The organism is Pseudomonas sp. DL (genome assembly GCF_047199225.1).
In the GTDB taxonomy this organism is placed as follows: Bacteria; Pseudomonadota; Gammaproteobacteria; order Pseudomonadales; family Pseudomonadaceae; genus Pseudomonas; species Pseudomonas aeruginosa.
On record NZ_CP178323.1, the window covers coordinates 563589 to 589890 of the forward strand.

32 protein-coding genes are annotated in these 26302 nt (G+C 67.8%); 16 read left to right on the forward strand and 16 right to left on the reverse strand.

What is annotated here, in order from left to right; all coding sequences use genetic code 11:
- Positions 1–10: 10 nt before the first annotated feature.
- Genes nirJ through nirS form a run of 9 tightly spaced genes read right to left on the reverse strand, consistent with a single transcriptional unit; the run spans position 11 to position 6678 of the window.
- A complete protein-coding gene (nirJ, locus tag ACI766_RS02565) occupies positions 11–1174 on the reverse strand; it encodes a heme d1 biosynthesis radical SAM protein NirJ (RefSeq protein WP_003113242.1) in 1164 nt (387 codons plus the stop codon).
- A complete protein-coding gene (locus ACI766_RS02570) occupies positions 1168–1683 on the reverse strand; it encodes an Lrp/AsnC family transcriptional regulator (RefSeq protein WP_003084858.1) in 516 nt (171 codons plus the stop codon). The genes nirJ and ACI766_RS02570 overlap by 7 nt, the downstream gene beginning before the upstream one ends.
- The gene (locus ACI766_RS02575) at positions 1658–2101 is read right to left on the reverse strand and encodes an Lrp/AsnC family transcriptional regulator (protein ID WP_003084860.1); all 444 of its coding nucleotides are present in this window, start codon (positions 2099–2101) and stop codon (positions 1658–1660) included. Before ACI766_RS02575 ends, ACI766_RS02570 begins: the two co-directional genes overlap by 26 nt.
- Positions 2094–2618: an Lrp/AsnC family transcriptional regulator gene (locus ACI766_RS02580; RefSeq protein WP_003111534.1), complete on the reverse strand. Its 525-nt coding sequence runs from the start codon at positions 2616–2618 to the stop codon at positions 2094–2096. Before ACI766_RS02580 ends, ACI766_RS02575 begins: the two co-directional genes overlap by 8 nt.
- On the reverse strand, positions 2615–3067 hold the full coding sequence (locus ACI766_RS02585) for an AsnC family transcriptional regulator (protein WP_003084864.1): 453 nt from the start codon (positions 3065–3067) through the stop codon (positions 2615–2617). Before ACI766_RS02585 ends, ACI766_RS02580 begins: the two co-directional genes overlap by 4 nt.
- 8 nt (positions 3068–3075) lie before the next feature.
- Entirely contained in the window at positions 3076–4254 is a 1179-nt protein-coding gene (gene nirF / locus ACI766_RS02590) for a heme d1 biosynthesis protein NirF (RefSeq protein WP_003084866.1), read from the reverse strand.
- Positions 4251–4610: a cytochrome c55X gene (gene nirC / locus ACI766_RS02595; RefSeq protein WP_003084870.1), complete on the reverse strand. Its 360-nt coding sequence runs from the start codon at positions 4608–4610 to the stop codon at positions 4251–4253. The genes nirF and nirC overlap by 4 nt, the downstream gene beginning before the upstream one ends.
- Positions 4607–4921 carry a cytochrome C-551 gene (gene nirM, locus ACI766_RS02600; protein ID WP_003084872.1) on the reverse strand — a complete coding sequence of 105 codons (315 nt, stop codon included), beginning with the start codon at positions 4919–4921 and terminating at the stop codon, positions 4607–4609. The genes nirC and nirM overlap by 4 nt, the downstream gene beginning before the upstream one ends.
- A 50-nt stretch (positions 4922–4971) precedes the next feature.
- Positions 4972–6678 (reverse strand): nitrite reductase, encoded by a 1707-nt coding sequence (nirS, locus tag ACI766_RS02605; RefSeq protein ID WP_003111532.1) that lies wholly within the window; start codon positions 6676–6678, stop codon positions 4972–4974.
- A 215-nt stretch (positions 6679–6893) separates the two neighbouring features.
- On the opposite strand from nirS, the gene nirQ reads away from it, so the two are divergent.
- From nirQ to ACI766_RS02635, 6 genes are all read left to right on the forward strand, one after another.
- Entirely contained in the window at positions 6894–7676 is a 783-nt protein-coding gene (gene nirQ / locus ACI766_RS02610) for a transcriptional regulator NirQ (protein ID WP_003113240.1), read from the forward strand.
- Positions 7677–7710: 34 nt separating this feature from the next.
- Positions 7711–8238: a cytochrome c oxidase subunit 3 gene (locus ACI766_RS02615; protein ID WP_003118864.1), complete on the forward strand. Its 528-nt coding sequence runs from the start codon at positions 7711–7713 to the stop codon at positions 8236–8238.
- A gap of 7 nt (positions 8239–8245) precedes the next feature.
- On the forward strand, positions 8246–8503 hold the full coding sequence (locus ACI766_RS02620; RefSeq protein WP_023086920.1) for a cytochrome C oxidase subunit IV family protein: 258 nt from the start codon (positions 8246–8248) through the stop codon (positions 8501–8503).
- An 89-nt stretch (positions 8504–8592) separates the two neighbouring features.
- On the forward strand, positions 8593–9033 hold the full coding sequence (gene norC, locus ACI766_RS02625; RefSeq protein ID WP_003084881.1) for a nitric oxide reductase subunit NorC: 441 nt from the start codon (positions 8593–8595) through the stop codon (positions 9031–9033).
- Complete coding sequence (norB, locus tag ACI766_RS02630; RefSeq protein WP_003084883.1) at positions 9033–10430, forward strand: nitric-oxide reductase subunit NorB; 1398 nt, start codon at positions 9033–9035, stop codon at positions 10428–10430. The genes norC and norB overlap by 1 nt, the downstream gene beginning before the upstream one ends.
- A gap of 1 nt (position 10431) precedes the next feature.
- Positions 10432–12270 carry a nitric oxide reductase activation protein NorD gene (locus ACI766_RS02635; protein ID WP_014602419.1) on the forward strand — a complete coding sequence of 613 codons (1839 nt, stop codon included), beginning with the start codon at positions 10432–10434 and terminating at the stop codon, positions 12268–12270.
- Positions 12271–12276: 6 nt separating this feature from the next.
- On the opposite strand, the gene ACI766_RS02640 is transcribed toward ACI766_RS02635, so the two are convergent.
- From ACI766_RS02640 to ACI766_RS02650, 3 genes are all read right to left on the reverse strand, one after another.
- Positions 12277–12471, reverse strand: coding sequence for a hypothetical protein (locus ACI766_RS02640; protein WP_003113235.1), 195 nt, complete (start codon positions 12469–12471; stop codon positions 12277–12279).
- A gap of 83 nt (positions 12472–12554) precedes the next feature.
- A complete protein-coding gene (dnr, locus tag ACI766_RS02645) occupies positions 12555–13238 on the reverse strand; it encodes a transcriptional regulator Dnr (RefSeq protein ID WP_003113234.1) in 684 nt (227 codons plus the stop codon).
- A 353-nt stretch (positions 13239–13591) separates the two neighbouring features.
- On the reverse strand, positions 13592–14470 hold the full coding sequence (locus tag ACI766_RS02650; protein WP_003084893.1) for a LysR family transcriptional regulator: 879 nt from the start codon (positions 14468–14470) through the stop codon (positions 13592–13594).
- Between the two features lie 101 nt (positions 14471–14571).
- Here ACI766_RS02650 and ACI766_RS02655 point away from each other — a divergent pair, with 101 nt between their 5' ends.
- From ACI766_RS02655 to ACI766_RS02670, 4 genes are read left to right on the forward strand one after another with little or no spacing between them, the layout of a single operon-like run.
- Positions 14572–15273 (forward strand): MOSC domain-containing protein, encoded by a 702-nt coding sequence (locus ACI766_RS02655; RefSeq protein WP_003160865.1) that lies wholly within the window; start codon positions 14572–14574, stop codon positions 15271–15273.
- Positions 15270–15506: a hypothetical protein gene (locus tag ACI766_RS02660; protein WP_003113233.1), complete on the forward strand. Its 237-nt coding sequence runs from the start codon at positions 15270–15272 to the stop codon at positions 15504–15506. Before ACI766_RS02655 ends, ACI766_RS02660 begins: the two co-directional genes overlap by 4 nt.
- Positions 15499–16680: an aspartate aminotransferase family protein gene (locus ACI766_RS02665; RefSeq protein WP_003459342.1), complete on the forward strand. Its 1182-nt coding sequence runs from the start codon at positions 15499–15501 to the stop codon at positions 16678–16680. Before ACI766_RS02660 ends, ACI766_RS02665 begins: the two co-directional genes overlap by 8 nt.
- Positions 16680–17396 carry a type 1 glutamine amidotransferase gene (locus tag ACI766_RS02670; RefSeq protein WP_003084901.1) on the forward strand — a complete coding sequence of 239 codons (717 nt, stop codon included), beginning with the start codon at positions 16680–16682 and terminating at the stop codon, positions 17394–17396. The genes ACI766_RS02665 and ACI766_RS02670 overlap by 1 nt, the downstream gene beginning before the upstream one ends.
- Positions 17397–17470: 74 nt before the next feature.
- On the opposite strand, the gene ACI766_RS02675 is transcribed toward ACI766_RS02670, so the two are convergent.
- Positions 17471–17734, reverse strand: a complete 264-nt coding sequence (locus tag ACI766_RS02675) for a hypothetical protein (protein WP_003084903.1) — start codon at positions 17732–17734, stop codon at positions 17471–17473.
- Positions 17735–18019: 285 nt separating this feature from the next.
- Between ACI766_RS02675 and ACI766_RS02680 the strand changes: the two genes are divergently transcribed.
- The 3 genes from ACI766_RS02680 (at position 18020) to ACI766_RS02690 (ending at position 21709) form a co-directional block, all read left to right on the forward strand.
- The gene (locus ACI766_RS02680) at positions 18020–19510 is read left to right on the forward strand and encodes a helix-turn-helix transcriptional regulator (RefSeq protein WP_003121801.1); all 1491 of its coding nucleotides are present in this window, start codon (positions 18020–18022) and stop codon (positions 19508–19510) included.
- A 337-nt stretch (positions 19511–19847) separates the two neighbouring features.
- Positions 19848–21137: an NAD(P)/FAD-dependent oxidoreductase gene (locus tag ACI766_RS02685; RefSeq protein ID WP_023119542.1), complete on the forward strand. Its 1290-nt coding sequence runs from the start codon at positions 19848–19850 to the stop codon at positions 21135–21137.
- 17 nt (positions 21138–21154) lie between these two features.
- The gene (locus tag ACI766_RS02690; protein WP_003084911.1) at positions 21155–21709 is read left to right on the forward strand and encodes a helix-turn-helix domain-containing protein; all 555 of its coding nucleotides are present in this window, start codon (positions 21155–21157) and stop codon (positions 21707–21709) included.
- Positions 21710–21847: 138 nt separating this feature from the next.
- On the opposite strand, the gene ACI766_RS02695 is transcribed toward ACI766_RS02690, so the two are convergent.
- The 3 genes from ACI766_RS02695 to ACI766_RS02705 form a co-directional block, all read right to left on the reverse strand.
- Positions 21848–22873, reverse strand: coding sequence for a TPM domain-containing protein (locus ACI766_RS02695; RefSeq protein WP_004352197.1), 1026 nt, complete (start codon positions 22871–22873; stop codon positions 21848–21850).
- A gap of 3 nt (positions 22874–22876) precedes the next feature.
- Positions 22877–23485, reverse strand: coding sequence for a LemA family protein (locus ACI766_RS02700; protein ID WP_003084923.1), 609 nt, complete (start codon positions 23483–23485; stop codon positions 22877–22879).
- A gap of 87 nt (positions 23486–23572) precedes the next feature.
- On the reverse strand, positions 23573–24082 hold the full coding sequence (locus ACI766_RS02705; RefSeq protein ID WP_003113232.1) for a disulfide bond formation protein B: 510 nt from the start codon (positions 24080–24082) through the stop codon (positions 23573–23575).
- 228 nt (positions 24083–24310) lie between these two features.
- Between ACI766_RS02705 and ACI766_RS02710 the strand changes: the two genes are divergently transcribed.
- The 3 genes from ACI766_RS02710 (at position 24311) to ACI766_RS02720 (ending at position 26168) form a co-directional block, all read left to right on the forward strand.
- Positions 24311–25141: a DMT family transporter gene (locus ACI766_RS02710; RefSeq protein WP_003101583.1), complete on the forward strand. Its 831-nt coding sequence runs from the start codon at positions 24311–24313 to the stop codon at positions 25139–25141.
- 69 nt (positions 25142–25210) lie between these two features.
- The gene (locus tag ACI766_RS02715) at positions 25211–25597 is read left to right on the forward strand and encodes an MAPEG family protein (protein ID WP_003101585.1); all 387 of its coding nucleotides are present in this window, start codon (positions 25211–25213) and stop codon (positions 25595–25597) included.
- Positions 25598–25709: 112 nt separating this feature from the next.
- Positions 25710–26168, forward strand: coding sequence for a c-type cytochrome (locus ACI766_RS02720; RefSeq protein ID WP_003110213.1), 459 nt, complete (start codon positions 25710–25712; stop codon positions 26166–26168).
- Positions 26169–26302 lie beyond the last annotated feature (134 nt).

The following is a 26302-nucleotide window of genomic DNA, read 5'->3' on the forward strand; positions in this document are numbered from 1 at the left end:
GAGGCTTTCCTTAGACGGCGTGCAGCGCGATGCGCTCGAGGCCGATTTCCTGATCGCTGAGGTAGCAGCCGGGGTCTTCGCCCCAGAGTTCTCCGCCGGCCCAGGCGCGGGTGCGGGTGTTGCCGTTGCAGATGTCCAGCCAGCGGCATTGGCTGCAGCGCCCGACCACCGGTCGCGGGCGCTGGCGCAGTTGCAGGAGCAGCGGGTCGGGGCGCTCGAACCAGAAGTCGGCGAAGCGCTGATGGCGGATGTTGCCGACGCTGTGGTGCCACCAGTAGCTGTCCGGATGCACCTCGCCGGTGTTGTCGATGTTGGCGATGCCCTCGCCCGAGGCGTTGCCGCCCCAGTCCAGCAGCAGCTCGCAGAGACGCGCCAGTTGCTGCGGGCGGCGGCGCTTGAGCCAGTCGAGGAGAAGGATCGCGTCGGCGTCGTTGTTGCCGGTGACGAAGTCGCTGTCGCGCCCCTGCCGGATGTCCTGGTCGGCCCGTTCGAAGAGCAGCGCGAGGGCCTCGCGGGTGCGCCGGTGGTGGGCGTCGAGGGCGCGGCTGCGGCGGCCGCGGCCACTGTAGTTGAGGTGCGAGAGGTAGAACTTCTGCACGTCGAGTTCGCGCATCAGGTCGAGCAGTGCCGGTAGTTGCGCGGCGTTCTCCTCGGTCAGGGTGGTGCGCATGCCGACGCGGATATCCGCCTCGCGGCACAGGCGCATGGCCGCCAGCGCGGCGTCGAAGCTGCCCTGCTTCTGGCGGAAGCGGTCGTGGGTCTCGCGCAGGCCGTCGAGGCTGATGCCGACGTAGTCGAAGCGGGCCTCGGCGACGCGCTGGATGTTGCCTTCGTCGATCAGCGTACCGTTGCTCGACAGCGCCACGAACATCCCGGCCTGGCGCGCATGGGCGGCGATCTCGAAGAGGTCCGGGTGCATCAGCGGCTCGCCGCCGGAGAGGATCAGCACGCGCACTCCGGCGGCGCGCAGGTCGTCGATGCCGCGAAGGATTTCCGCGGTCTCCAGCTCGCCACGGAAGTCGCTGTCGGCGGAGGTGGAGTAACAGTGCTTGCAGGTCAGGTTGCAGCGCCGCAGCAGGTTCCAGATCACCACCGGGGCGCGCCTGCCGCCGGCGCGGCGCGGCGTCGGCGCGTCCTCGGTGAGGCTGCGCAGGTAATGGCTGATCCTCAGCATGGACGTTCCTCCTTCTGCGCCAGGCGCAGGCCGGTCTTCTTCAGGATGCGGCTGCTCACCAGCATCTCGTCGGCGCGACAGTCCTCGCCGAGCAGCAGGCGGATCTGCTGGCGATAGCCTTCGATCTCCGCTTCGCTGCGGCCGTGAACCATGGCGAACAGGTTGTAGCGCCACTGCGGCAGATGGCGCGGGCGCCGGTAGCAATGGCTGACGAAGGACAGCCCGCCGACCAGCCGGCCGAGGCGTTCGATGCGTTCGTCGGCGACGTCCCAGACGGTCATGCCGTTGTGCCGGTAGCCAAGGCGATAGTGGTTGGGCACCGCGGCGATGCGCCGGATCACCCCGGCGTCGCGCAGGCGCTTCAGCAGCGCCAGGGTCTCCGCCTCGCTCAGCCGCAGTTGCGCGGCGATCCACGCCCAAGGGTCGGCGACCAGCGGCAGGCCGGCCTGGGTCAGTTCGATCAGGCGGCGGGCGAGCAGGGCGTCAGAGGGGGAAATGCAGGCCGACATGGTAGGTCGCCTCCTTGGGCAGGTCGAGTACCGCCAGCCCGCTCTCGCGCTCCAGCCGTGCGAGAGTCTCGGCGACCTCCGCCGGGCTGTCGCAGGCGACCACCAGCCACATGTTCAGGGCGTGCTCGCGACGGTAGTTGTGGGCGACCTGCGGCCAGCCAGCGAGCAGCGCGGCGATCTCTTCGAAACGCGCCTCCGGCACGCTCATGGCGGCCAGGGTGAAGGCACCGCCGAGGGGCTCGATATCGAACAGCGGACCGAAGCGGGTCAGGGTGCCGTCGTCGAGCAGGTCGTCCAGGCGGCGCAGGATGTCTTCCTCGCGGCAATCCAGCTCGGCGGCGAGCAGCGCGTAGGGATGCGGCTCCAGCGGCAGGCCGTGTTGCAGGCGGTTCAGCAGGCGCCGGTCGAACTCATCCATGGCGGCGCTCCAGGTCGGCCGGCGGCGCGGTGTAGCGGCCGCCGCACTGCTTGTAGGCGCGCAGGCTGAACAGCCAGCGGTGCGGTGTCTGGCGCAGGGCGTGGCGCTCCAGCAGGGCCTCGATCTGGCGTTCCACTTCGCCGCGCTCGCGGCCGTGGATCATGCAAAACAGGTTGTATGGCCACATCGGCAGGCGACGCGGGCGGCGGTAACAGAGCGAGACGATCGTTTCGTGGGCGAGGGCGCGGCCGACGGCGTCGACCTCCGCGTCGGCGACGTCCAGCACCAGCATGGCGTTGGCGGTATAGCCCAGGGCGCGGTGGTGGAGGATCACTCCGAAGCGGCGGAACAGGCCGTCTTCGTCCCAGCGGCGGACCTGTTCCAGCACTTCGTCTTCGCCGGCGCCGATGCGTTCGGCGAGCACCCGGTAGGGCCGGCTGGCCAGCGGCAGGCCCTGTTCCAGCAGGTAGCGCAGGTGTTGCCGCTGCGGCGCGGCGAGGGGTTCGACGGGGTTCATCGGCTGGCCTCCAGGGGAAACGCGAGGTCGATGCAGTAGGCTTCCTGCATCGGCAGGTCGAGGGGTTGCAGGCCGGTGTCGGCGGCGATCTCCGCCAGTACCCGGTCGAGTTGCGCGCGGTCGCCGGCGGTGAGCACGAACCACAGGTTGTAGCGGTGTTCGCGCTGGTAGTTGTGGTTGACCTCGGCGTACTGGCTGATGCGCTCGGCGACCCGTTGCAGACGCTCCTCGGGCACCGCCAGGGCAGCCAGGGTGCTGGCCCCGGCGCGTTGGTGGCGGAGCACCGGGCCGACCCGCGACAACGCGCCGTCGGCTTCCAGGCGACGCAGCCGTTCGAGCACCTCGGCTTCGCTGCAACCCAGGGTCTCGGCCATCCGCCGATAGGGTTCCGCGCAGATCGGCAGGCCTTTCTGGTAGCGGGCGAGGAGGCGGCGGGAGAGGTCGTCCATGGTGCCTCCTAGAGTCCGATGTGCTGGGCGCGGTGGCTGAAGAAGATGCCGCTCGGGCTGCGGGCCGGAAGGCTGCCGATGCGCTTCAGGCGGTACGGGTCCCAGACCTGCAACTGGTCGGCGTCGCGCACCGAGATCCAGACCTGGTCGCCGCGCCCGCTGAATTCCATGTGCAGTACGCCGGGGCCAGGGCGCAGGGTTTCGATCACTTCGTGGGTCTCGCTGTCGATGACCTGCACCTTGTCGTTGTCCGGGTAGGCGAAGTTGACCCAGATCTGCCGGTCGTCCGGTCGAGTCATGACGAACACCGGCTGGCCGGCGACGTCGATGGCGTCGGTCTGCTTCCAGTCGCGCGCGTCGAGCACCAGCACCTGGTGATGGCCGACCGCCGGGACGAAGGCCTGGTCGCTGGCGATGGTCCAGCCCTCCAGGTGCGGCATCTTGTACACCGGCAGCTTGCGTTGGCCGCGGCCGTAGTCGCCGAGTACGCGCCTGACGCCGCGCTCCGGGTGCCAGAGGTCGAGCTGGGCCATGCCGTCCTCGCCGAACAGCCCGGCCATGTAGTAGCGCCCGTCGGGGCTGATGAGGGCGTCGTAGGGTTGCTTGCCGATATCGCGGAAGCGGGTCAGGTGCGGCGTGTCGCCCTGGCTGAAGTCGGCGATCCAGATCTCGCCGCTGTCGAACAGGCTGAACACGAAGCGCTGCCCGGGCGCGTCGACCAGGCCGACCACCCGGGAGTTCCTGTCCTGGCCGGGGAGGCGGGTGGCGGGAATCTCGGCGACCAGCTCCAGGGTGCGGCTGTCGAACACCTTGACCCCGCCCGGCTCGTAGTTGGATACCGCGACCAGCCGACCGTCCTGGCTGATCGCTCCGCCGATGCTGTTGCCGCCCTGGATCAGGCGCTTGTCGATGCGCTGGGCCAGCAGGTCGAGCTTGGTCAGGCCGCCGTCGCGACCGAATACGTAGGCGTAGCGCTGGTCGCGGGAGAACACCAGGGAGGCGTGGGACAGGTCGCCGAGGCCTTCGACCCGCGCCAGCGAGGTCTTCGCCGTGCCGTCGAGGATCTGCACGCTGCCGTCGGCGCGTTCGATCAGCACGCCGAGGTCGCCGCTGCCGCGCAAGGGCGGCTGCTGGCTACAGCCGGCGAGCAGGGCGAGGAAAAGCGGCGCGAGGGGACGCAGGTTCATGGGGCGATCTCTCCTTCGATCAGGCGGTCCACCAGCCAGCCGGCGTCGTCTTCGCTGAGCAGGCCGGCCCAGGGGGGCATCGGGGTTTGCGGACGGCCCATGAGCACGGTGGCGACCAGCGATTCGCGCGGCTTGCCGCGCAGGGCCTCGGGGGTCAGCGCCGGGCCGAGGCCGCCGGTCAGGCGCAGGCCGTGGCAGGAGCCGCAGTCCTGCAACAGCAGGTGACGCAACTGGGCCTGGCGACGGGCATCGGGATGCTCGTCGGCCAGGCCCGGAAGAGGACAGGCGAACGTCAGCGCGAGGGCCAGCCACAAGGCGTGGCTGGCGGCGCGCCGGAAGTCCGGAGGGGCGTTCATTTCTGCGACAGGACCCACTTCGCCAGGGTCTGCGCCTCGTCGTCGCTGACCGCGTTCGGCGGCATCGGGATCGGGCCCCAGACGCCCTGGCTGCCGTTCTTGATCCGCTGCGCGAGTTCCGCTTCGGCGCCGGCCTGGCCGGCGAACTTGGCGGCGACGTCCTTGTAGGCCGGGCCGACCATCTTGGTGTCGATGGCATGGCAGGCCACGCAGCCCTTGTTCTTGAACAGCACTTCGGGGTCTTCGGCCCAGGCGCCCTGGGCGAGCAGGGTGCCGGTGGCGAGCAGCGAAAGCAGTGCGTACGGTTTCATCACGGTTCCTCGTAGGGGGGAGCGTGCGGGGCGTGCCCCGCACGCGGGTCTCAGTACACGTCGTGCTGGGTGTTGTAGACGTTGAACTTACCGGTCGGGGTGATCAGCCGCGGGTCCTTGACCACGGCCTTGAGCTTCAGGGTCTTGTCGTCCACCACCACCAGCGCGGAGCTGTCGTTCTTGCCGTTCCACACCGAGAACCAGACTTCATCGCCGCGCTTGTTGTACTCGGGCTGCACCACCCGCTTGGCGCCTTCGCCGAGATCGGCCCATTCGGCGATCGGCAGCACCTGGTACTTGGCGTCGAGGTTCTTCAGGTCGAACACCGCGACGCTCTGGCTGATCCTGGCGTCGGGGTTGAAGGTGGTGTCGACGTAGAGGTGCGAGGACTTCGGATGGGTCTTGATGAACAGCGAGCCGCCGCCCTGGCCCTGTAGTTCGGCGACTTTCTTCCAGGCGTACTGCGGATGGTTCTTCGGATCGGTGCCGATCAGCGAGATGCTGCCGTCGCCCAGGTGGCTGGTGCTCCACACCGGGCCGTACTTGGGATGCACGAAGTTGGCGCCACGCCCCGGGTGCGGGGTCTTGCCGACGTCGACCAGGGCCGACAGGCGACGGTCCTTGGAGTCGATCACGGCAACCTTGTTGGAGTTGTTGGCGGCGGTCATGAAGTAGCGGTGGCTGCTGTCCCAGCCGCCGTCGTGGAGGAACGGCGCCGCACCGATGCTGGTGACGGTGAGGTTGTCGATATCCTTGTAGTTGACCAGCAGGACCTTGCCGGTCTCCTTCACGTTGACGATGAACTCGGGGTGCTCGTGGGAGGCGATGATCGCCGCCACGCGCGGTTCCGGGTGGTAGGTCTGGGTGTCTACGGTCATGCCGCGGGTGGAGACGATCTGCTTCGGTTCCAGGGTCTCGCCGTCCATGATCGCGAACTGCGGCGGCCAGTAGGCGCCGGCGATGGTGTAGCGGTCCTCGTAGCCCTTGAACTTGGAGCTTTCCACCGAGCGCGCCTCGATGCCGATCTTGATCTCGGCGACCTTGGTCGGCTCCTTGGCCCACAGGTCGATCATGTCGATCCGCGCGTCGCGGCCGATCACCAGCAGGTAGCGGCCGGAAGCGGACATCCGCGAGATATGCACGGCATAGCCGGTATCGATGACCTTGACGATCTTTTTGCTGTCGCCGTCGACCAGGGCGATCTGCCCGGCGTCGCGCAGGGTCACCGAGAACAGGTTGGGCAGGTCGAGGTCGTTGAGCTGTTTCTTCGGCCGGTCCTCCGGCTTCACCAGCACCTTCCACGATTCGCGCATCTCCGGCATGCCCCACTCCGGCGGTTGCGGCGGGGTGTGCTGGATGTACTTGGCCATCAGGGTGATCTGTTCCTTGCTCAGCTCGCCGGAGCTGCCCCAGTTCGGCATGCCCAGCGGGGTGCCGTAGGTGATCAGCGCTTCCAGGTATTGCTGGCCGCGTTGCTGGGTGATGTCCGGGGTCAGCGGCTTGCCGGTGGCGCCCTTGCGCAGGACGCCGTGGCAACCGGCGCAGCGTTGGAAGTAGATCTGCTTGGCCTCGTTGAACTCGCTTTCACTCATGTCGGGGGCACCGTTGGTGCGCACCACGTGAGCGGGATCGACGGCGGAAGCGGCACCCTGGTATTGCTCGGCGGCTTTCATGTCGTCCTTGGCGTGAGCGGTGGCCAGGCCCAGCAGCGTCAGCGAGGCGAGCAAGGTGCCCACCAGTGGCTTGCCAAATGGCATGGTCTATCTCCTCAGGAGCCCTGCGAGGCGCTCCCTTAGCAGTGTTTTGGGGGTGGCTGCGTCGGGAACTCCCGGGAATTCATGGCGCGAAAGGATCATAGAAAGCAGGGTCTTTACCCTTGCTTGACCGGAATCAAGATTGCGTTGCTTTGCGCTTGTGGCACCTTCCAACTGTGAATAGCGTGCGGTCCTAATCCCTAGCGCAGGAGTAGGACATGCGGGACGCGACACCCTTCTACGAGGCCACCGGCCATGAGATCGAAGTCTTCGAGCGCGCCTGGCGGCACGGCCTGCCGGTATTGCTCAAGGGCCCCACCGGTTGCGGCAAGACCCGCTTCGTCCAGTACATGGCGCGGCGCCTGGAACTGCCGCTGTACAGCGTCGCCTGCCACGACGACCTGGGCGCCGCCGACCTGCTCGGCCGCCATCTGATCGGCGCCGACGGCACCTGGTGGCAGGACGGCCCGCTGACCCGCGCGGTGCGCGAAGGCGGTATCTGCTACCTGGACGAAGTGGTGGAGGCGCGCCAGGACACCACGGTCGCCATCCACCCGCTGGCCGACGACCGCCGCGAGCTGTACCTGGAGCGCACCGGCGAGACGTTGCAGGCGCCGCCTTCGTTCATGCTGGTGGTGTCCTACAACCCCGGCTACCAGAACCTGCTCAAGGGCCTGAAGCCCAGCACCCGGCAGCGTTTCGTCGCGTTGCGCTTCGACTACCCGGCGGCGCAGCAGGAGGCACGCATCCTGGTCGGCGAGAGCGGTTGTGCCGAGACCCTGGCGCAGCGCCTGGTGCAGTTGGGCCAGGCGCTGCGGCGGCTGGAGCAGCACGACCTGGAGGAAGTCGCCTCGACCCGCCTGCTGATCTTCGCCGCGCGCCTCATCGGCGACGGCATGGACCCGCGCGAGGCGTGCCGGGTGGCGCTGGCCGAACCGCTCTCGGACGACCCGGCGACGGTGGCGGCGCTGATGGACATCGTCGATCTCCATGTCGCCTGATACCGTCGAGCGGCGCCTGCCCGGCGACCTGGCGATGTGGTTCTTCATCCTCGCCGAACTCAGCGTGTTCAGCCTGCTGCTGCTGGCGTTCGCCGGCGCCCAGGCCTGGCAGCCGGAGCTGTTCCGTGCCGGCCGGGAGCAACTGGATAGCCGCTGGGGCCTGTTGCTGACCGTGGCCCTGCTCAGCTCCGGCTGGCTCGCCGCGCTGGCGGTGCATGCGGTGCGCCGCGGACGGCCGCGCCAGGCGAGCGGCTGGTTGCTGGCGGCGCTGCTGCTGGCGCTGGTCTACGTCGGCCTGAAGCTGCACGAGTACGGGCGGCTCGCCGATCTCGGCCTGGACATCGAGCACGACACTTTCTTCACCCTCTACTGGTGCCTGACCGGCTTCCATTTCCTCCACGTCCTGCTCGGCCTGCTGATCCTCGGCTGGCTGGCGCAGGCCTGCTGGCGCCGGTGTTATACGCCGCAGGCTTGCTCGGGACTGGAGTCGGGAGTGCTCTACTGGCACATGGTCGACCTGGTCTGGGTGCTGCTGTTCCCGCTGGTCTACGTCCTGCAATGAGGTGCCGATGCGAACCCTGACCCTCTGCTGGCTGGCGTTGCTGGCGCTGGCCGTGACCGGTGTGCTGCTGGGTGGCGCCGGCTACTCTCCCTGGCTGCTGGCGGCGGTGCTGGCCTGCGCGGTGGCCAAGGGTTGGCTGATCGGCGAGCGCTTCATGGAGCTGGCCCATGCCCCGGCGCTATGGCGCCGCCTGCTGCTGGCCTGGCCGCTGCTGATGGCCCTGGCGGTGGGCGCTGCGCTGTACCTGGCGCGGATGAATAACTGAGTAAATCGTTCGGGAATCTTGATTGCCATCAAGCGGGTTCGCCGCCGCCGCTTCCTAGAATCGCCGCACCACCCATTCCAGGAGGCCGCATGTCCGAGACCTTTACCAAAGGCATGGCCAGGAACATCTATTTCGGCGGGAGTGTGTTCTTCATCCTGCTGTTCCTGGCCCTGACCTACCACACCGAGAAGACCCTGCCCGAGCGCACCAACGAGGCCGCGATGAGCGCCGCGGTGGTGCGCGGCAAGCTGGTCTGGGAACAGAACAACTGCGTCGGCTGCCACACCCTGCTCGGCGAGGGCGCCTACTTCGCGCCGGAGCTGGGCAACGTGGTCGGACGCCGTGGCGGCGAGGAGGGCTTCAACACCTTCCTCCAGGCCTGGATGAAGATCCAGCCGCTGAACGTGCCGGGCCGCCGCGCCATGCCGCAGTTCCATCTCAGCGAGGGCCAGGTCGACGACCTGGCCGAGTTCCTCAAGTGGAGCTCGAAGATCGATACCAACCAATGGCCGCCGAACAAGGAGGGTTGATGATGTCGCCCAATGGCTCCCTGAAATTCGCCTCGCAGGCGGTCGCCAAACCCTACTTCGTGTTCGCCCTGATCCTCTTCGTCGGGCAGATCCTGTTCGGCCTGATCATGGGCCTGCAGTACGTGGTCGGCGACTTCCTGTTCCCGGCGATCCCCTTCAACGTCGCGCGCATGGTGCACACCAACCTGCTGATCGTCTGGCTGCTGTTCGGCTTCATGGGCGCTGCCTACTACCTGGTGCCGGAGGAGAGCGACTGCGAGCTGTACAGCCCGAAGCTGGCCTGGATCCTGTTCTGGGTATTCGCCGCCGCCGGCGTGCTGACCATCCTCGGCTACCTGCTGGTGCCCTACGCCGGCCTGGCCAGGCTCACCGGCAACGAACTGTGGCCGACCATGGGCCGCGAGTTCCTCGAACAGCCGACCATCAGCAAGGCGGGCATCGTGATCGTCGCCCTGGGCTTCCTGTTCAACGTCGGCATGACCGTGCTGCGCGGGCGCAAGACCGCCATCAGCATGGTCCTGATGACCGGCCTGATCGGCCTCGCCCTGCTGTTCCTGTTCTCCTTCTACAACCCGGAAAACCTCACCCGCGACAAGTTCTACTGGTGGTGGGTGGTGCACCTGTGGGTGGAAGGCGTGTGGGAACTGATCATGGGTGCGATCCTCGCCTTCGTGCTGGTGAAGATCACCGGGGTCGACCGCGAGGTGATCGAGAAGTGGCTCTACGTGATCATCGCCATGGCGCTGATCAGCGGCATCATCGGCACCGGCCACCACTACTTCTGGATCGGCGTGCCCGGCTACTGGCTGTGGCTCGGCTCGGTATTCTCGGCGCTGGAGCCGCTGCCGTTCTTCGCCATGGTGCTGTTCGCCTTCAACACCATCAACCGCCGCCGCCGCGACTATCCGAACCGCGCGGTCGCGCTGTGGGCCATGGGCACCACGGTGATGGCCTTCCTCGGCGCGGGAGTGTGGGGCTTCATGCATACCCTGGCGCCGGTCAACTACTACACCCACGGCACCCAGCTCACCGCCGCCCACGGCCACATGGCCTTCTATGGCGCCTACGCGATGATCGTGATGACCATCATCTCCTACGCCATGCCGCGCCTGCGCGGGATCGGCGAGGCGATGGACAACCGCTCGCAGGTCCTGGAGATGTGGGGCTTCTGGCTGATGACCGTGGCGATGGTGTTCATCACCCTGTTCCTCTCCGCGGCCGGGGTGCTGCAGGTCTGGCTGCAACGGATGCCGGCGGACGGCGCGGCGATGACCTTCATGGCCACCCAGGACCAGCTGGCGATCTTCTACTGGCTGCGCGAAGGCGCCGGGGTGGTGTTCCTCATCGGCCTGGTCGCCTACCTGCTGAGCTTCCGGCGCGGCAAGGCGGCCGCCTGAGATGGCCTTCGCCGTCGAGCTGGAGGAATGGGTCGGCGCCCACTGGCACCGCTTCATCACCCGCCATGCCAGCGGCGAGTTCGAGGCGGCGCGGGTGACCCTGGAGAGCATGCGGCGTCCGCTCGGCATGCTCTTCCGGGCGCTCGGCGGCGCACCGGGGGTAGCCCTCGAGGCGACCCCGGCGCGCCGCCTGCTGCTACGCCGCACCTGGTTGCAGCGGGTCGCCGGGACCTGCGAGCAGGCCCCGGTGTCCTGGTTCAACGGCGACAGCCTGCGCCTGCCGGAATCCCTCGCGGTCTATCCGCAGGCCGAGCTGAACCGCGAACTGTATCGCTGGCTGGCGCTGCTGGCGGCCAGCGCCGGGCCGCTGCGGCACTGGGCCCAGGACAACCAGCGCTGGGCGCGGCAGTTGCTCGATGCCTATCCGGCGCTGCGCCCGCGCTACGCCCGGCTGGTCGCCGCGCATCTGCGCCAGCGCCCGTCGCTGGACGATTGCCCGGCGGCAGACGCCGAACTGGAAATCGCCCTGCGCCGCGCGCTTGCCGAGCCGGGCAGCGTCGAGCGCTTCCCGCGAGTCGAGCGGGCGCCCTGGCCGGTGCCGCTGTGGCTGTATCCCGGCGAGCGCTGGACGCCTTCCGCCAGCCCGGAGGACGGCGAGGAAGCGGCCGCCGGCGCCGGCAAGCGCCAGGTCGCCCGCAGCGGAGCGCGCAAGCGCGCCGAGCGCGTCGAGGAGCGCGACAGCGAGCGCAACCTGCTGCTGTTCCGCCTGGAAAGCCTGCTCAGTTGGTCGGAGCACCTGGCCCTGGACCGCTGTAGCGACGACGAGGACGACCCGGACGGCGCGCGCGTCGCCGAAGACCTCGACTACCTGTCGCTGTCGCGCCAGCGCACGCAGAAGGGCGGCGGCCTGCGCCTGGATCTCGACCTGCCGGCCGCCGACTACGATGACCTGCCGCTCGGCCCCGGGCTGAAGCTGCCCGAGTGGGACTATCGGCAGCAGCGCCTGCTGAGCGACCACGTGCTGCTGCAACCGATGCGGCCGCGCGGCGCGACCAGCGCCAGCCTGCCGGCGCACCTGGAGAAGACCGCGCTGCATCTGCGCCGCCAGTTCGCCTGCCTGCGCGACGGCCGCCAACGCCTGCGCCAGCAGCCGCAAGGCGACGAGATCGACCTCGATGCCTGGCTCGACTTCCAGGTCGAGCGGCGCCGCGGCGGTTCCACCCAGCCAGGCCTGTTCCTCGAACAGCGGCCGCGCCGGCGCGACCTCGCCTGCCTGTTGCTGGCGGACCTGTCGATGTCCACCGAAGCCTACCTCGACGACCAGCGGCGAGTGATCGACAGCATCGTCGACAGCCTGCTGCTGTTCGGCGAGGCGTTGCAGGCGCTGGGCGACCCCTTCGCGCTGTACGGGTTTTCCTCGGTGCGCCGGCAGCAGGTGCGCTGGCAGGTGCTGAAGGACTTCGACGAAGGCTACGGCGGCGAGGTCCGCGGTCGCGTGCTGGCGCTCTCGCCGGGCTACTACACGCGGATGGGCGCGGCGATCCGCCGGGCCAGCCAGGTGCTCGGCGGGCAGCCGCAGAAGCGTCGCCTGCTGTTGCTGTTGAGCGACGGCAAGCCCAACGACCTGGACCGCTACGAGGGCCGCTACGGCATCGAGGACACCCGCCAGGCGGTGATCGAGGCGCGCAGCCAGGGACTGGTGCCCTTCTGCATCACCATCGACAAGGAGGCGGCGGACTACCTGCCCTACCTGTTCGGCGCCGACGGCTTCGCGCTGGTCGAGCGCGCCGGGCAGTTGCCCGAGCGCCTGCTCCAGCTCTATCGGCGCCTGCGCCGCTGAGATGCCTCAGGGAGCATCGCGCGGCAACCAGAGCATCATGCCCAGGCAGAACAGCGCCAGCCCGACGCAGAACCAGGCGAAGCGCCGCTGCCGGCGACCCTGGAGCTGGTGCTGGGAAGCGCTGGGCAGCGGCATGCCGCACTGTTCGCAGGCGCTTTCCGCGCCTTCGGTTTCATGGAGGCAATACAGGCATTGGCGCATGGGCGTTCTCGCGGGCTCGACCCCGCCAGCTTGCCGGCGGACGGGCCGTGGCGCGCTTGACCGCGATCAAGCGGCGGCGCTGTTCACTCGAAGCACTCCAGGCGTTCGCGGTCGAGGATGCTGATTTCGCGGCCGTCGAGGTGGATGATGCCCTCGTCGCCGAGGCGGTGCATGATTCGCGAGAAGGTTTCCGGCTGGATCGACAGGTGACCGGCCACCAGTTGCTTGGCCACCGGGATTTCCACCCGGCAGTTCTCCCCCGGCGCGTGGGCGGCGAGGGTCAGCAGGTAGCGCACCACGCGGTGGGTGGCGTTCTTCAGGGAAAGCGTCTCGATCTCGTCGATGCGCTGGTGCAGGCGGGTGCTGAGCTTGGCCAGCAGGGCCAGGGCCAACGGGGTGTTGTCCTGCAACTGGCGCAGGTAGGCCTTGTTGGAGAAACGGAACAGCTGGCTGGGCACCACGGCCTGGGCGGTGGCCACGTAGTTCGGGGTGTCCATGAACATCATCGCCTCGGCGAAGGTGTTGCGTTCGTTGGTCACTTCGAGAATCTTCTCCTGGCCTTCCGGGGTCAGCCGGTAGATCTTCACGCAGCCGGAAATCAGGTAGTAGAAGGCGTGCGCCGGCTCGCCCTGGCGGAACACGTAGGCGCCCTTGTCGAGGTTGACCAGGTCGCTGCTGGCGAGCAGTTCCTGGAGCTGGACGGGAGAAAGCGGTTCGAACAGGTGGTGGCTTTGCAGCAACTGCTGGTGGACGCGCTGGAATTCCATGCTGGGAAGGCTCGCGATGATGAGGGGACTGGCCACTGTAGCGGGCCCGGCGCAGATCATCTTGACGCACGGCAAGCTCCCGGCGGCTGGGTGTTGCCGTCGGTCCGGCGAGCGGAACTATTACAGCGTGTAAGCCAAGGCTTACAAACGGCGGTGGTTTTGGCTGCTTTCTCCCCCTCGCGGAGATGCGTAATCTTCAAACCGTCAGGACATTGCGCAGGAAGCGCCAAAGACAATACGGAAACTCAGGGAATCCACCATGGATGGTGGCGTAGCACGGATGTCAGGATAGAGGTCTGCAAAACCCCGCCCAAAAGGCGGGGTTTTTTATTGCCCGAGGAAAACCGCGTCGCTCAGACCACGCCTTCCAGCAGCGAGCGCAGCAGCTCGACGCTGGCGTGCTGGCGTTGCGCGTCGCGGTAGACCAGGCCGACCTTCAGCGGGATGCGCGGTTCGCTGAGCGGTTTCCACAGCAGCCGCTGGTTCGAGTGCATCTGCCGTGCCTTGCCCGGTAGAACGGTGGCGAAGCGGGTCTGCGGCAGGCTGTCGAGAATCCCGCTCATGTGGTTCAGTTCCGCCTGCACCCGCGGCCGCCGGCCGATCGCGGCGAGTTGCTCCTGCCAGATCTGGCGCGCACGGAACTCCTCGCCGAGCAGCAGCATCGGCAACTCCGCGGCCTGGGCCAGGGACACCTTCCTGAATTCCTTCAACGGGTGTTCCTCGGGGATCACCAGCTGCAATTCGTCCTCGTACAGCTCGACGCTGTGCAGGCCCGGCTGGCGCGGCGGCAGGAAACCGATGCCGATGTCCAGGTTGCCGGTGAGCAGGCGCCGCTCGATGTCGATTCCCGACAGTTCGTAGATCTGCACCCGCAGGTGCGGCTGCGCGGCATGCAGGCGTTCGACCATGTACGGCACCAGGCTGGCGTTGACCGTCTGCAGTACGCCGATCGCCAGGCTGCGCGGGGTCTGCCCGCGGAATACGCGCATCGCCTCGCGGGCCCTTTCCAATCCCTCCAGCAGCGGTACCGCATGGTTGTACAGGGTGTGGGCGGCGACGGTCGGCAGCAGGCGCTTGCCGCTGCGCTGGAACAGCGAGACGTCGAGGTTCTGCTCCAACTGGCGGATCTGCTGCGAGAGGGCCGGTTGCGACAGGGCCAGGCGTTCGGCGGCGCGGCCGACGTGGCCTTCTTCGTAGAGCGCGACGAAATAGCGGAGTTGGCGAAAATCCATAAGCTGTTCTTATCGATGAAACTGGAAAATCGAAATGGAGTGGGTCCCGCGTGAGGCACTAGTCTAGCTGCATTGGCGGTACATCGGGTGGTCGCGGAGCAATGGAGCAGATAGTCGTAAACGGTGTTTTCATAGGTAAAGTCGAAGAAACCTGGGGCGGATTGGTCAGCGCGATCGACAAGCTGCCGGTCGAGCAGGAGTTCTGGCTGGGCCACGATGGCCTGCCCGGCGACGAACAGGCCGACATCCGCCACCACGGCGGCCTCGAGCGCGCTCTCCATCACTATCCCGCCGAGCACTACCGCTACTGGCGCAAGCGCCACCCGCTGAACCGCTGGCAACTGCCGGCGTTCGGCGAGAACATCTCGACCTACGGCATCACCGAAGCCGAGGTCTGCATCGGCGACCAGTTCCATTGGGGCGATGCCCTGCTGGAAGTCAGCCAGCCGCGTTCGCCCTGCTATCGCCAGGGCCAGCGCTGGAATCTTCCCGAGCTGCCCGACGAATTGCAGAGCGGCGGCCGCTGCGGCTGGTTCTATCGGGTCCTGCGCAGCGGCATGGTGACTCCCGGGGACCAGCTGAAGCTGGTCCAGCGGCATTACCCCGAACTGACCGTCGCCCGCCTATTGCAGTGGTATTTCGGCGATCCCCTGGAGCCTCTCGGGTTGCGCCAGATGATGGCCTGCGACGCGCTCTCCCAGCGTTGGCGCAAGACAGCGGCGAAACGCCTGTCCAGCGGCGTGGTGGAAGACTGGGGGCCGCGCCTGCGCGGGCCGTCGGATTACCGGGAGCATGCCTCTTGAGCGACTACCTGATCACCCTGAGCCAGTCCGGCCGGCTGTTGGCCAGCATGACGGTGAGCGCCGCGCGCTTTGCCGAGGTGCGCGAGCTGATGCGCCAGCGCTTCCCCGCCGGCGACGGCTTCGAACTGCGCTTCGAAACGCGCCGGGAAAAGCGTCGGCTGCTGGAGCAGGGGCCACAGGGCGTGCGCCTGCTGGCGGTGGAGTACATGACCGAGGAACTGAAAGATGGCTGATGCGCTGGATAGCCTGCGCCTGATGCGCACCCAGGAACGGCCCGAACAGGTGTTCGTCCGTGGCCAGGGCTCGTGGCTGTGGGACAGCGACGGACGCGCCTTCCTCGACTTCACCCAGGGCCTGGCGGTGAACTGCCTTGGCCACAGTCCCAGCGTGCTGGTCCAGGCCCTGGCCCGGCAGGCGCGGGAGCTGGTCAGCGCCGGCCCCTGCCTGCTCAACCGGCCGGTGCTGGCATTGGCGCAGCGCCTGTGCCTGGCGACCGGCAGCGACCAGGCCTACTTCCTCACCAGCGGCGCCGAGGCCAACGAAGCGGCCATCGCCCTGGCGCGCAAGTGGGGCCGCCTGCATCGCGGCGGCGCGCAACGGATCGTCAGCACTGTCAACAGCATCCATGGACGCACCCCGGGCACCCTGACGGCTTGTGGCAAGCCGGCGCAGCATGGCCTGGAGGGATTTGCCAGGGTGCCGTTCAACGACCTCGACGCCATGGCCGCGGCCATCGACGAAGAGACGGTGGCGGTGATGCTGGAGCCGGTGCAGGGCGATGCCGGGGTGATCCCGGCGACCCTCGACTACCTGCGTGGCATCGAGCGGCTGTGCCGGCAGCGCGGCGTCCTGTTGATCCTCGACGAGGTGCAGACCGGCATCGGCCGCTGCGGCGCGCTGCTGGCGGAGGAACTGTACGGGGTACGCGCCGACATCGTTACCCTCGGCAAGGGCCTCGGCGCCGGGGTGCCGCTGTCGGCGCTGCTGGCGCGTGGCAACGCCTGCTGCTTCGAACCGGGCGACCAGCTTGGCACCCACCACGGCAACGCGTTGATGACCGCTGCCGGGCTGGCGGTACTGAATACCGTGCTGGAGCCGGGTTTCCTGGAGCAGGTGCGCGAGCAGGGCACTCACCTGCGCGATGGCCTGGCCCGTGTCGCGCGTCGCTATGGGCATGGTCCGCTGCGCGGCCAGGGACTGTTCTGGGGGCTGCCGCTGATCGGCCAGCGCGCGCCGGCGGTGGTTCGCGCGGCGTTCGGCGAAGGCCTGCTGATCAACGCGCCGCAGCCGCACTGCCTGCGTTTTTCCCCGGCGCTGACGGTGAGCCGGGCCAACGTCGACGAAATGCTGCGGCGACTGGAACGGGCCCTGGCCCGGGTCGCCAACCGACACGAGGAGGTGGCCTGATGCGCGCCCTGGTATTGCAACACGTTCCCTTCGAAGGCAGCGCGCGGATCGGCGACTGGATCGGCCGCCACTGCGAGCACGAGCACGTCTGCTACCTCTACGCCGACGCCCACCTGCCTGCGCTGGACAGCTTCGACCTGCTGGTGGTGATGGGCGGGCCGATGAGCGTCCACGACGAAGCGCAATATCCCTGGCTGGTGGCGGAGAAGCGTTTGATCCGCGCGGCGCTGGATGCCGGCAAGAAGGTCCTCGGCATCTGCCTCGGCGCGCAGCTGCTGGCCCAGGCGCTGGGGGCTGCGGTACGCCCGGGACGCCAGGCGGAGATCGGCTGGTGGCCGCTGCACAGGTACAGCCAGGCGCTGGGCTCGCCGCTGGGCGAGCGCCTGCCGGAACGGCTGATGGCGTTCCACTGGCACGGCGAGACCTTCGACCTGCCGGCCGGCAGCGTGCCGCTCTATGGTTCGGCTGCCTGCGCAAACCAGGGCTTCATCTGGAACGAGCAGGCTATCGGCCTGCAATGTCACCTGGAAAGCACCGCGGAGAGCATCGAGGCGCTGCTCGATGCCTGCCCGCAGGACCTGCAACGGGAAGGGGCGGTGCAGAGCGCCGGGAGGATCCGCCAGGGTGTCGCGCATTGCCGCGAGGTGGCGCCGGTGCTGTTCCTGTTGCTCGATTACCTGGCGCATCGGCCGGCGGAGATCGCACGCCGGGCCTGATCGCCAGAAAGATTCCTCTGTCCTCGCATGCGCCTCCGGACGTCGTTTTGGTCCTGTGGGGCGCTTTTTTTATTCTAGGCTGCGTGCTTTCCCAACCAGGGCTCCAGTAGTGCCAGGTCGCGACGCAGGCTTTCGGCGAACAGGTGCAGGCGGGTGGGGTTGTCCAGCTCGCCGGGCTGGATGCCGACGAAGGTGAAGGTTTCGTCGTGCTCTCGGGCGGCGACATTGATACTGACGGTGCCGTCGTAGTGCATCCGGCACTGGCAGTCGTAGCCTTCCAGCGCCTGGTTCAGGCTGCGCTGGATCTCGCCGAGATCGGGGTGCTTGTTCTTGCTCATCGCGTCGCTCATGCAAGGGGATGGGGCTTTCTTCTCGTGCAGGGCGAGTCGGGTGGATGCGTCGACGACCTCGGGACCGAGGGGCGGCGTAGCCTCCCGGCCGGCGCGGCGTCTGGGCTTCCCGCCCGGACATTGCTTCCTGTATCGCCAGGGTAGGGGTGCCTCCGCTATCGTTTCGCGATGCAAATGCACTAGCACCGCTAGTGCAATCGTCACGCGTGCGCGGTCAGGGCGGGCGGGCATCCTTGCTGCCCCCGGAAAATCGCTCCATCCAAGAGGAACAGCATGAACGACCAGGTACTGCGTACCCAGACCGACCGCCGCCAGTTGCAGCAGATCATCGCCGGCCTTACCGAAGGGGTGATCCTGATCGAGCCGGACCAGCGCATCCTCTGGGCCAACGAGGCGGCCCTGGCGATGCACGGCGTCGATTCGCTGGAAGGCCTGGGCGCCGATACCGGCGAGTATCGCGAACGCTTTCGCCTGCGCTACCGCAACAATCATCCGCTGCAGGAGGGGCAGTACCCGGCCGAGCGCCTGGTGGCTGGCGAGTGCTTCAGCGACGTGGTGGTGGAAGTGTTTCCCGCCGCCGACGAGGACACCCGCTGGGTGCACCGCGTGCGCGGGTTGGTGCTGACCACCCCCGAGGACAAGCCCGACTGCCTGGTGCTGATCCTCCACGACGCCACCGAGTGGGCCAGCGCCGAGCAGCGCTTCGAGAAGACCTTCAATGCCAACCCGGCGCCGGCGGTGATCTGCCGGCTCAGCGACTACCGCTACGTGAAGGTCAATGTCGGTTTCCTGGAAATGACCGGCTATGCCCGCGACCAGGTGATCGGCCGTTCGGTGTACGAGCTGGACGTACTCGACCAGGCCGAGCGCCGCGAACTGGCGGTGGAGCGTCTGGGCGCCGGCGAGACCATCCCGCAGATGGAGGCGAGCCTGCGGGTGGCGGAGGGCGGACGCAAGTGCGTGGTGGTCGCCGGGCAGCCGATAGAGGTCGGCGAGGAGGCCTGCATGCTCTTCACCTTCACCGATCTCGAACCGCGGAAGAAGGCCGAGGAGGCCCTGCGCAAGAGCGAGGAGCGCTTCGCCAAGGCCTTCCGCATGGCACCGGTGCCGAGCCTGGTGCTGTGCGGCGACGACCTGCAGGTGCTGGACATCAACCAGGCCTTCAGCGAAACCTTCGGCTACCAGGCCGAGGAACTGCTCGGCGAGTCCACCGTCGCCTGCGGGCTGTGGCAGGACGGCGGCGCCGAGCGCCTGGGCGAGCTGCTGGCGCAGAGCGGCAGCGTGCGCAACGTCCAGCTGCGCCTGCAGCACAAGGATCGCAACGGCCTGGACTGCCTGGTCTCGGCCGAGGCGGTGAGCCTCAACGAGCAGGACTGCGTGCTGGTGGCCTTGCTGGACATCAGCGACCGGCGGCGCACCGAAATGGAGCTGGTGCACGCCATCGAGACGGTGATGCAGGACGCTTCCTGGTTCAGCCGCACCCTGATCGAAAAGCTCGCCAACGTTCGCCGCGCCAACGCGCCGGGCACCGGCGCCGAACTGGCCGACCTGACTGCGCGCGAGCGCGAGGTGTTCGACCTCATCTGCCAGGGCCTGGCGGACAAGGAGATCGCCAAGGAACTGGGCCTGGCGCCGAACACCGTGCGCAACCACGTGGCGACCATCTACGCCAAGCTCGATGTCCACAGCCGTGGCGAGGCCATCGTCTGGGCACGCGAACGCGGATTCGCGCCGGAGCCGCGCAACGGCAACGGGCGCAAATAAACGAAGAGGGTACGAATGCACCAGGGCGGCTGGTGCATTCGTACCTGTCGCCCGCTCCCGTCGGCGCCGACACTGGCGCAGCACGCCCGGCATGCCCCCGCCCGTGGTCGTGCACCTTTTCTCCGCGGCGCGAGCCGCGCCGTCCGCACGTCTGTTCCCCTCGCCAGTTTCGCTCTGGCGGGGGGCTTCCCGCCTCCTTTCGAATATTTGCCCCTCTGCCTCTGCTGGTGCGCGACGGCATCCTGCCGGCCGTTTGCGAATGCTCGGGACTGGTGTCGTGAAATTTTAAGTGTTATTTTTCATGAAAAATAACCAATATAATTTCACGGAGGTCGCGATGTTCCTGCAATCCAACGAGCATGTCGGCACTTACTACGCCGCCGTCAATCCCGAACTGATCCAGCCGCGCCAGTCCCTGGAGGGCGACCTCGACTGCGAGGTGCTGGTGGTCGGCGCCGGTTTCAGCGGCTTGCACACGGCGCTGCGGCTGGTCGAAGGCGGGAGCCAGGTATGCGTCATCGAAGCCAGCCGGATCGCCTGGGCGGCCTCCGGGCGCAACGGCGGGCAGGCGCTGCCCGGCTGGTCCAGCGACCTGCCGCCGCTGGAGGCCGACCTCGGCTACGAAGGCGCACGCCGTCTCTGGGACGGCATGCTCTGGGCGGCCGGCGAGATGCGCGAGTTGCCGCAGCGACATGGCTTCGACTGCGACTACCGGGTCGGCCACCTATGGACGGCGATCCTGCCGCGCCGGGTCGGCCTGCTCTACGACTGGCAGGCCGAGGCCAACCGTCGCTGGGGCTACGAGGGGCTACGCTTCGTGGCGAAGGACGAGTTGCCCGAATGGATCGCCAGCGAGCGCTACCTTGCCGGTCTCTACGATCCCCACGCCGCACACCTGAATCCGCTCAAGCTGGCGTTCGGCCTGGCCGCCGCCATCGAGCGCGCCGGCGGGCGTATCCACGAGCGGACCCGGGCCCTGAACTATCGCGAGGAGGGCGACGGCTACCGGGTCCGTACCGAGCACGGCGAGATCCGCTGCGCGGCGCTGGTGCTGGCCTGCAACGCCTACATCGACGGGCTGGACAGCGAGCTGTCGCAACGGATGCTGCCGGTGGGCACCTATCAGGTCGCCACTGAGCCGCTCGGCGAGGAACGGGCGAAGTCGTTGCTGCCGCGCAACTGCTGCGTGACCGACAACCAGTTCGTCCTCGACTACTTCCGCCTGACCCCGGACCACCGCCTGCTGTTCGGCGGCGGCTGCACCTACCTGGGCGGCATGCCCAGCGACATCCGCGCCGCCACCCGGCCCTATCTCGAACGGGTGTTCCCGCAGTTGCGCGGGGTGGCGCTGGAATACGCCTGGGGCGGGCATATCGACTGCAGCATGCGGCGCACCCCGGACATCGGCCGGCAGGGCAACCGCTACTGGCTGCAAGGCTACTCCGGCCACGGCGTGCTGCCGAGTCTGGCGGCGGCCAGGGCGGTCAGCGACGCGCTGCTCGGCGACGACGAGACCCTGGCGCTCTACCAGCGTCTGCGCAATCCGAAGTTTCCCGGTGGCCAGCGCTTCGCCGCGCCGCTGGAAGCCCTGGGCAAAGCGTATTACCGTTTGCGCGACCTGTTCTGAGAGGGCCCGGAGCCGAGATGAGCGAAGTAGCCGACGACCTGGCGGAGATCGCCAGCCTGGTGCGCGAATTGCGCAAGCGCAAGGGCATCACCCTGCAGGCGCTGGCCGACGGCATTCGCCGTTCGGTGGGCTTCGTCTCCCAGGTCGAGCGCGGCCTGTCGCGGCCGGCGGTGGACGACCTGGTCGCCATCAGCCAGGTGCTCGGGGTGCCGGCGACCTACTTCTTCTGCTCGCCGAAGACCCAGGCCTCGCCCTGGGTGACCCGTCCGGGCGAGCGTCGGACCCTGGCCTACGCTCGTGGCGCCAGCGACAACCTGGTGTCGCCGCGTCTTGGCGGTGCCTTCTTCATGCTCGAAACCTGCCTTGAAGCGGGTGCCGACAGCGGCGAGCGCGACCTGCTGGACAGCTCGGAGCAGGGCGGCTACGTGCTCGAAGGCGAGCTGACCCTGTGGCTGGAGGACGAGGAGCTGCGCCTGCAGGCCGGCGACGGTTTCCAGATTCCCAGCCATATGCGCAGCCGCTATGCCAACCGCAGCCAGGCGCCGGTCAGGGTGCTCTGGGTATACGCCTGACGAGGCGAGTTACCCTGTCGTTTGCCGGATAACGCCGGGGAAAGGCTGGCGTCGCCCGTTGCGCGAAGACTTCCGGCATCGGCGAGAACCGTCGCCGACCGATGAAAAAAGCCCGAGGCACAGGCCTCGGGCTTTTCGTCACCAGCGTCCGGAGGCGCCGCCGCCGCCGCTGGAGCCGCCGCCACCGCGGAAGATGCTGCCACCGCCGCTGCCGCCTCCCCCACCGCCGCCGCGACTATTGAGGATGGCGCTGAGGATGGCCATCAGCACTTCGCCGGGAAGCAGGAACAGGGCGTAGATGAACAGGGTCGGGGCCAGTACGCCGAGACTGTCGTCCGCCGCGCGGTCGACGTTCTGCCACAGGCCCATGCTCAACAGCCAGGCCAGGCCGGCGACCGCCGCGCTGCAAAGCAGGAAGCGGCCGATGCTGCGCCGCCGCATCCACTGCAACGGCAGCAGGCGTCCGAGTAGGGCCACGGCGAGCAGGACCGCCACATAGACACCGAGGTAGACCGGGTTGCCCCAGAGCTGTCCGCTCAGGCCGCTCTTCTTTTTCGGCTCCGGCGGGGCGCTGTCATACACCTCACCCTCGTCGACCGGTGGCGGCAGGGCCCGCGGCGGCGTGGCCTCGGGAACTGCCGGCAAGGCGTCGACGGGAGCGCTGGCGGTAGCGCTTTCCGGGTTCTTCTCGGCATCGATCAGTTGCACCAGGCTGTCCACGCCGGCCTGGATTCCGCCATAGAAATTGCCCTGGCGGAACTGCGGCGTGATCCGCTCGCTGATGATCCGTCCGGCCTGGACGTCGGTGATGGCCCCTTCCAGGCCGTAGCCGACCTCGATGCGCAGGGTGCGGTCGTTCTTCGCCACCAGCAGCAGGACGCCGTCGTCGACCTTCTTCTGGCCCAGCTTCCATTTCTCGAAGGTACGCACCGCGTACTCCTCGATGGAATCGTCGCCGGTGGTCGGGACCAGCAGCACCGCGAGCTGCGCGCCGCTCTTGGCTTCCAGGGCGGCGAGCTGTTGCTCCAGGTGCTGGCGCTGGTCGCCGGAAAGGGTCGCGGTGAGGTCGGTGACCCGCGCCGTCAACGCGGGTATCGGTGGCACATCGGCCCAGGCGACCAGGCTGGCGAGCAGCAGCCCGGCGCCCAGTAGCAGCCGGCGCATGGCTTACTGCGCCGGTTGCGGGTTGCCGAAATCGACTTTCGGCGCGGTGGAGATGGCCGCTTCGTTTTCCACGCTGAAGTTCGCCTTGGGCTTGTAGCCGAACAGCTTGGCGGTGATCACGCCGGGGAACTGGCGCAGCAGCACGTTGTATTCCTGTACCGACTTGACGTAGCGGCCGCGAGCGACGGCGATGCGGTTCTCGGTGCCTTCCAGTTGGGTCAGCAGGTCCTTGAACAGGCCATCGGCCTTCAGTTGCGGGTAGTTCTCGGTGACTACCAGCAGGCGCGAAAGCGCCGAGCTCAGTTCGCCCTGGGCCTTCTGGAAGCGCTGCACGGCCTGCTCGTCGTCCAGTTGGTCGGCGTTCAGTTGCACGCTGCCGACCTTGGCCCGGGCCTCGGTGACCTGGGTCAGGACCGACGCCTCATGGGAGGCATAGCCCTTCACCGTGCTGACCAGGTTGGGCACCAGGTCGGCGCGCCGCTGGTACTGGTTGAGCACTTCCGACCAGGCGGCTTTCACCTGTTCGTCGCCGGCCTGCATGGCGTTGTAGCCGCAGCCGCTGAGCAGCAGGGCGAGGACGGGAAGGAGGGCATTTCTGAGGAATCGAGGCATGGTGGTACTCATCCGGGTTGAGAAAGCTCGATTGTAGACCAGCCAATGGCCAGCACGTTCCTTGTGCCGGCACGGATATCGGCGCTGTCAGGCGGTGCGGCGGCCGAACGCCAGCTTGGCCGCCAGGACCAGCAGGCAGAACACGAACAGCGCCAGCGACCAGACCGCCATGGACTGGCCGAGCAGGGTCCAGACCACTTCGCCGCACAGCCCCTCGGGCTGGAAGACCTGCGGCAGCCAGGTATCCAGCGGTATCCATTCGGGGAAGCCCATGAACATCTTGCAACTGCCCATGCCCTGGGCAGCCAGTTTCTCTTCCGCGACCAGCGACCAGGCGTGGTAGATCCCGCCCAGGCTGGCGGCGAGCATGCCCAGCGCGGCGATGCCGCCGGCGATCCGCGAACGCGGGGCGAGGCTGCCGACGATCCCGGCGAGCACCAGGCCGAGCACGTCCAGGCGAATGAAGATGCACAGCGAGCAGGGCGCGAAGCCGCGCACGTGCTGGAGGTAGAGGACGAAAGCGAGGATCAGCAGGCCGCCGATGGCGACCGCGGGCCAGAACAAGCGATTGTCGAGGGGCTTGAGGAGAGCGCTCAAGGCAGGGATTCCTGTGTCGTTGATAAGGGAGGCCGGGCCGGCACTGTGCGGCGCTGGCCGATGGTAGTCCATCAGGATTGTCCGAAGATTAAGCCGTTTGACGTAACGATGTCTGCTGCATGTTTCTCCGCTTTCGTAGGAGCTTTCAGGGAAAAACGCCGCAACGAGGCGAGCATTTGGAGCCTCCGCCGGGATAGACTATACTGGTCTATACCAATAAGGCCCGTCATGCTAGCCACCAGCCTGGTGCTATGCGCCGCCGTTCTCCACGCCACCTGGAACACCCTGGTCAAGTTCAGCAGCGACCGCTTGCTGGTGGTCGCCTGCATGGACGTGGTCGGCGTGCTCTGCGCCATCCTGCTGTTGCCCTTCGTCAGCCTGCCGCCGGCCGAAGTCTGGCCCTGGCTGCTCGGCGCCACCGTCCTGCAACTGCTCTACCGGGTACTGTTGATCGAGGCCTACAAGGTCGGCGACCTGGGCCTGGTCTATCCGCTGATGCGCGGGCTGTCGCCGCTGGTGGTGCTGGGCCTGACCCTGGCGTTCGGCGGCGAGCAGCTCAGCGGCCGGCAGATCCTCGGCATCCTGTTGATCCCCTTCGGCATGCTTTGCCTGCTCTGGGGCGGCGGCGGTTCGCGGCTGCCCTGGCGGACCCTGCCGGTGGTGCTGCTGATCGGCCTGTGCATCGGCGGCTACACCTGGAGCGACGGCAACGCCTTGAAGCGCTGGCCGTTGGCGCTTGACTACCTGGTCTGGCTGACGCTGCTTTCCGGCCTGCCGTTCCCGCTGATCGCCGTCGGCGCGCGAACCCGCGCCTTCGCCCGCTTCTGGGCGCTGGAGTGGAAGCTCGGCCTGGCGGTCGGGGTCTGCGTGCTGGCCAGCTACGGCCTGGTGCTGTGGGCCATGCAGCTGGGGTCGATCGCCGAAGCGGCAGCGTTGCGCGAGACCAGCGTGCTGCTGGCGGTGCTGTTCGGCATGCGCTTCCTCAACGAGCCGTTCGGACTGCCACGCCTGCTGGCGTGCGGCCTGGTGCTGGCCGGAATGCTGCTGATGAAGCTCTGAAGGGGCTGTGCCTTTACAGAACGAGCGGCGCCAGCTTGAGTTGCAGTTCCACAACTACAAGGAACTGCCATGACCATCGCTTTCTGGTGCGTGCTGATCGCGATCTTCCTGCCTTACGTCTGTACCTCCATCGCCAAGTTCGGCGGGGAGGGCTACGGCGGTCGGGCCAACGCCGACCCGCGGGCGTTCCTCGGTTCGCTCGAAGGCTTTCGCCGGCGTGCCAACAACGCCCAGTTGAACGCTTTCGAAGTGACCCCGGCGTTCGCCGCGGCGGTGATCATCGCCCATCTGGTCGGCAACGCTTCGCAGGCGACCCTGGATAGCCTGGCCATTGCCTGGATCACCAGTCGCCTGCTCTACGTCATCTGCTACCTCGCCGACTGGGGGCCGTTGCGCTCGCTGGTCTGGTTCGTCGGCATGCTGCTCATCGCCGCGTTCTTCGTGGTTTCCGCCTGAGCAGCCCGCTGCGGCCTATGGCCGCAGTGCGGGCGCGCGGCTCTGGATCAATCGGCGGTGGCGGCGGATAATCCGCGGCTTCCGTGATCGACCCTGAAAAAAGAGCCTTGCCATGAAGCTGAAGTCCCTGCTCGTCGTGCTGCTGGCCGGCGTCGCCCTGAGCGGCTGTCACCGTATGGATCCCAATTCGCCCGAGGCCAAGCGCCAGGCGATCTTCAAGGAAATGCTACGGACCAGCGAGGACATGGGCGGGATGCTCCGCGGACGCCTGCCCTTCGACGCGGAGAAGTTCCGCGCCGGATCGGCGAAGTTGCACCAACTGGCCGACCAGCCCTGGCAGTACTTCCCCAGTCCCAAGGCCGGCGAGGAGGGCGAGGACACCCGCGCCAAGGACGAGGTCTGGCAGCGCCAGCAGGAGTTCAAGGCCGCCACCCAGGTCTTCATCGACGCGATGAACCGTCTTCAGGACAACACCCGCCAGGCCACGCCGACCCCGGATGGCGTACGCAAGGACTTCGCCGCGGTGGAAGACGCCTGCGAAGCCTGCCACAAGAAATTCCGCGCGCTCTGAGGCCGGACCGGGCGTCATACGCCGTGCCTGGAAGGCGCGAGGGGTAGGGCGAATGAGCGCTGGCGCTCATCCGCCGTTGCGGCAGCGCTGGGCGGCACCTGGTGTCCCGCTGCGGCGCGGATGGCGGATAACAC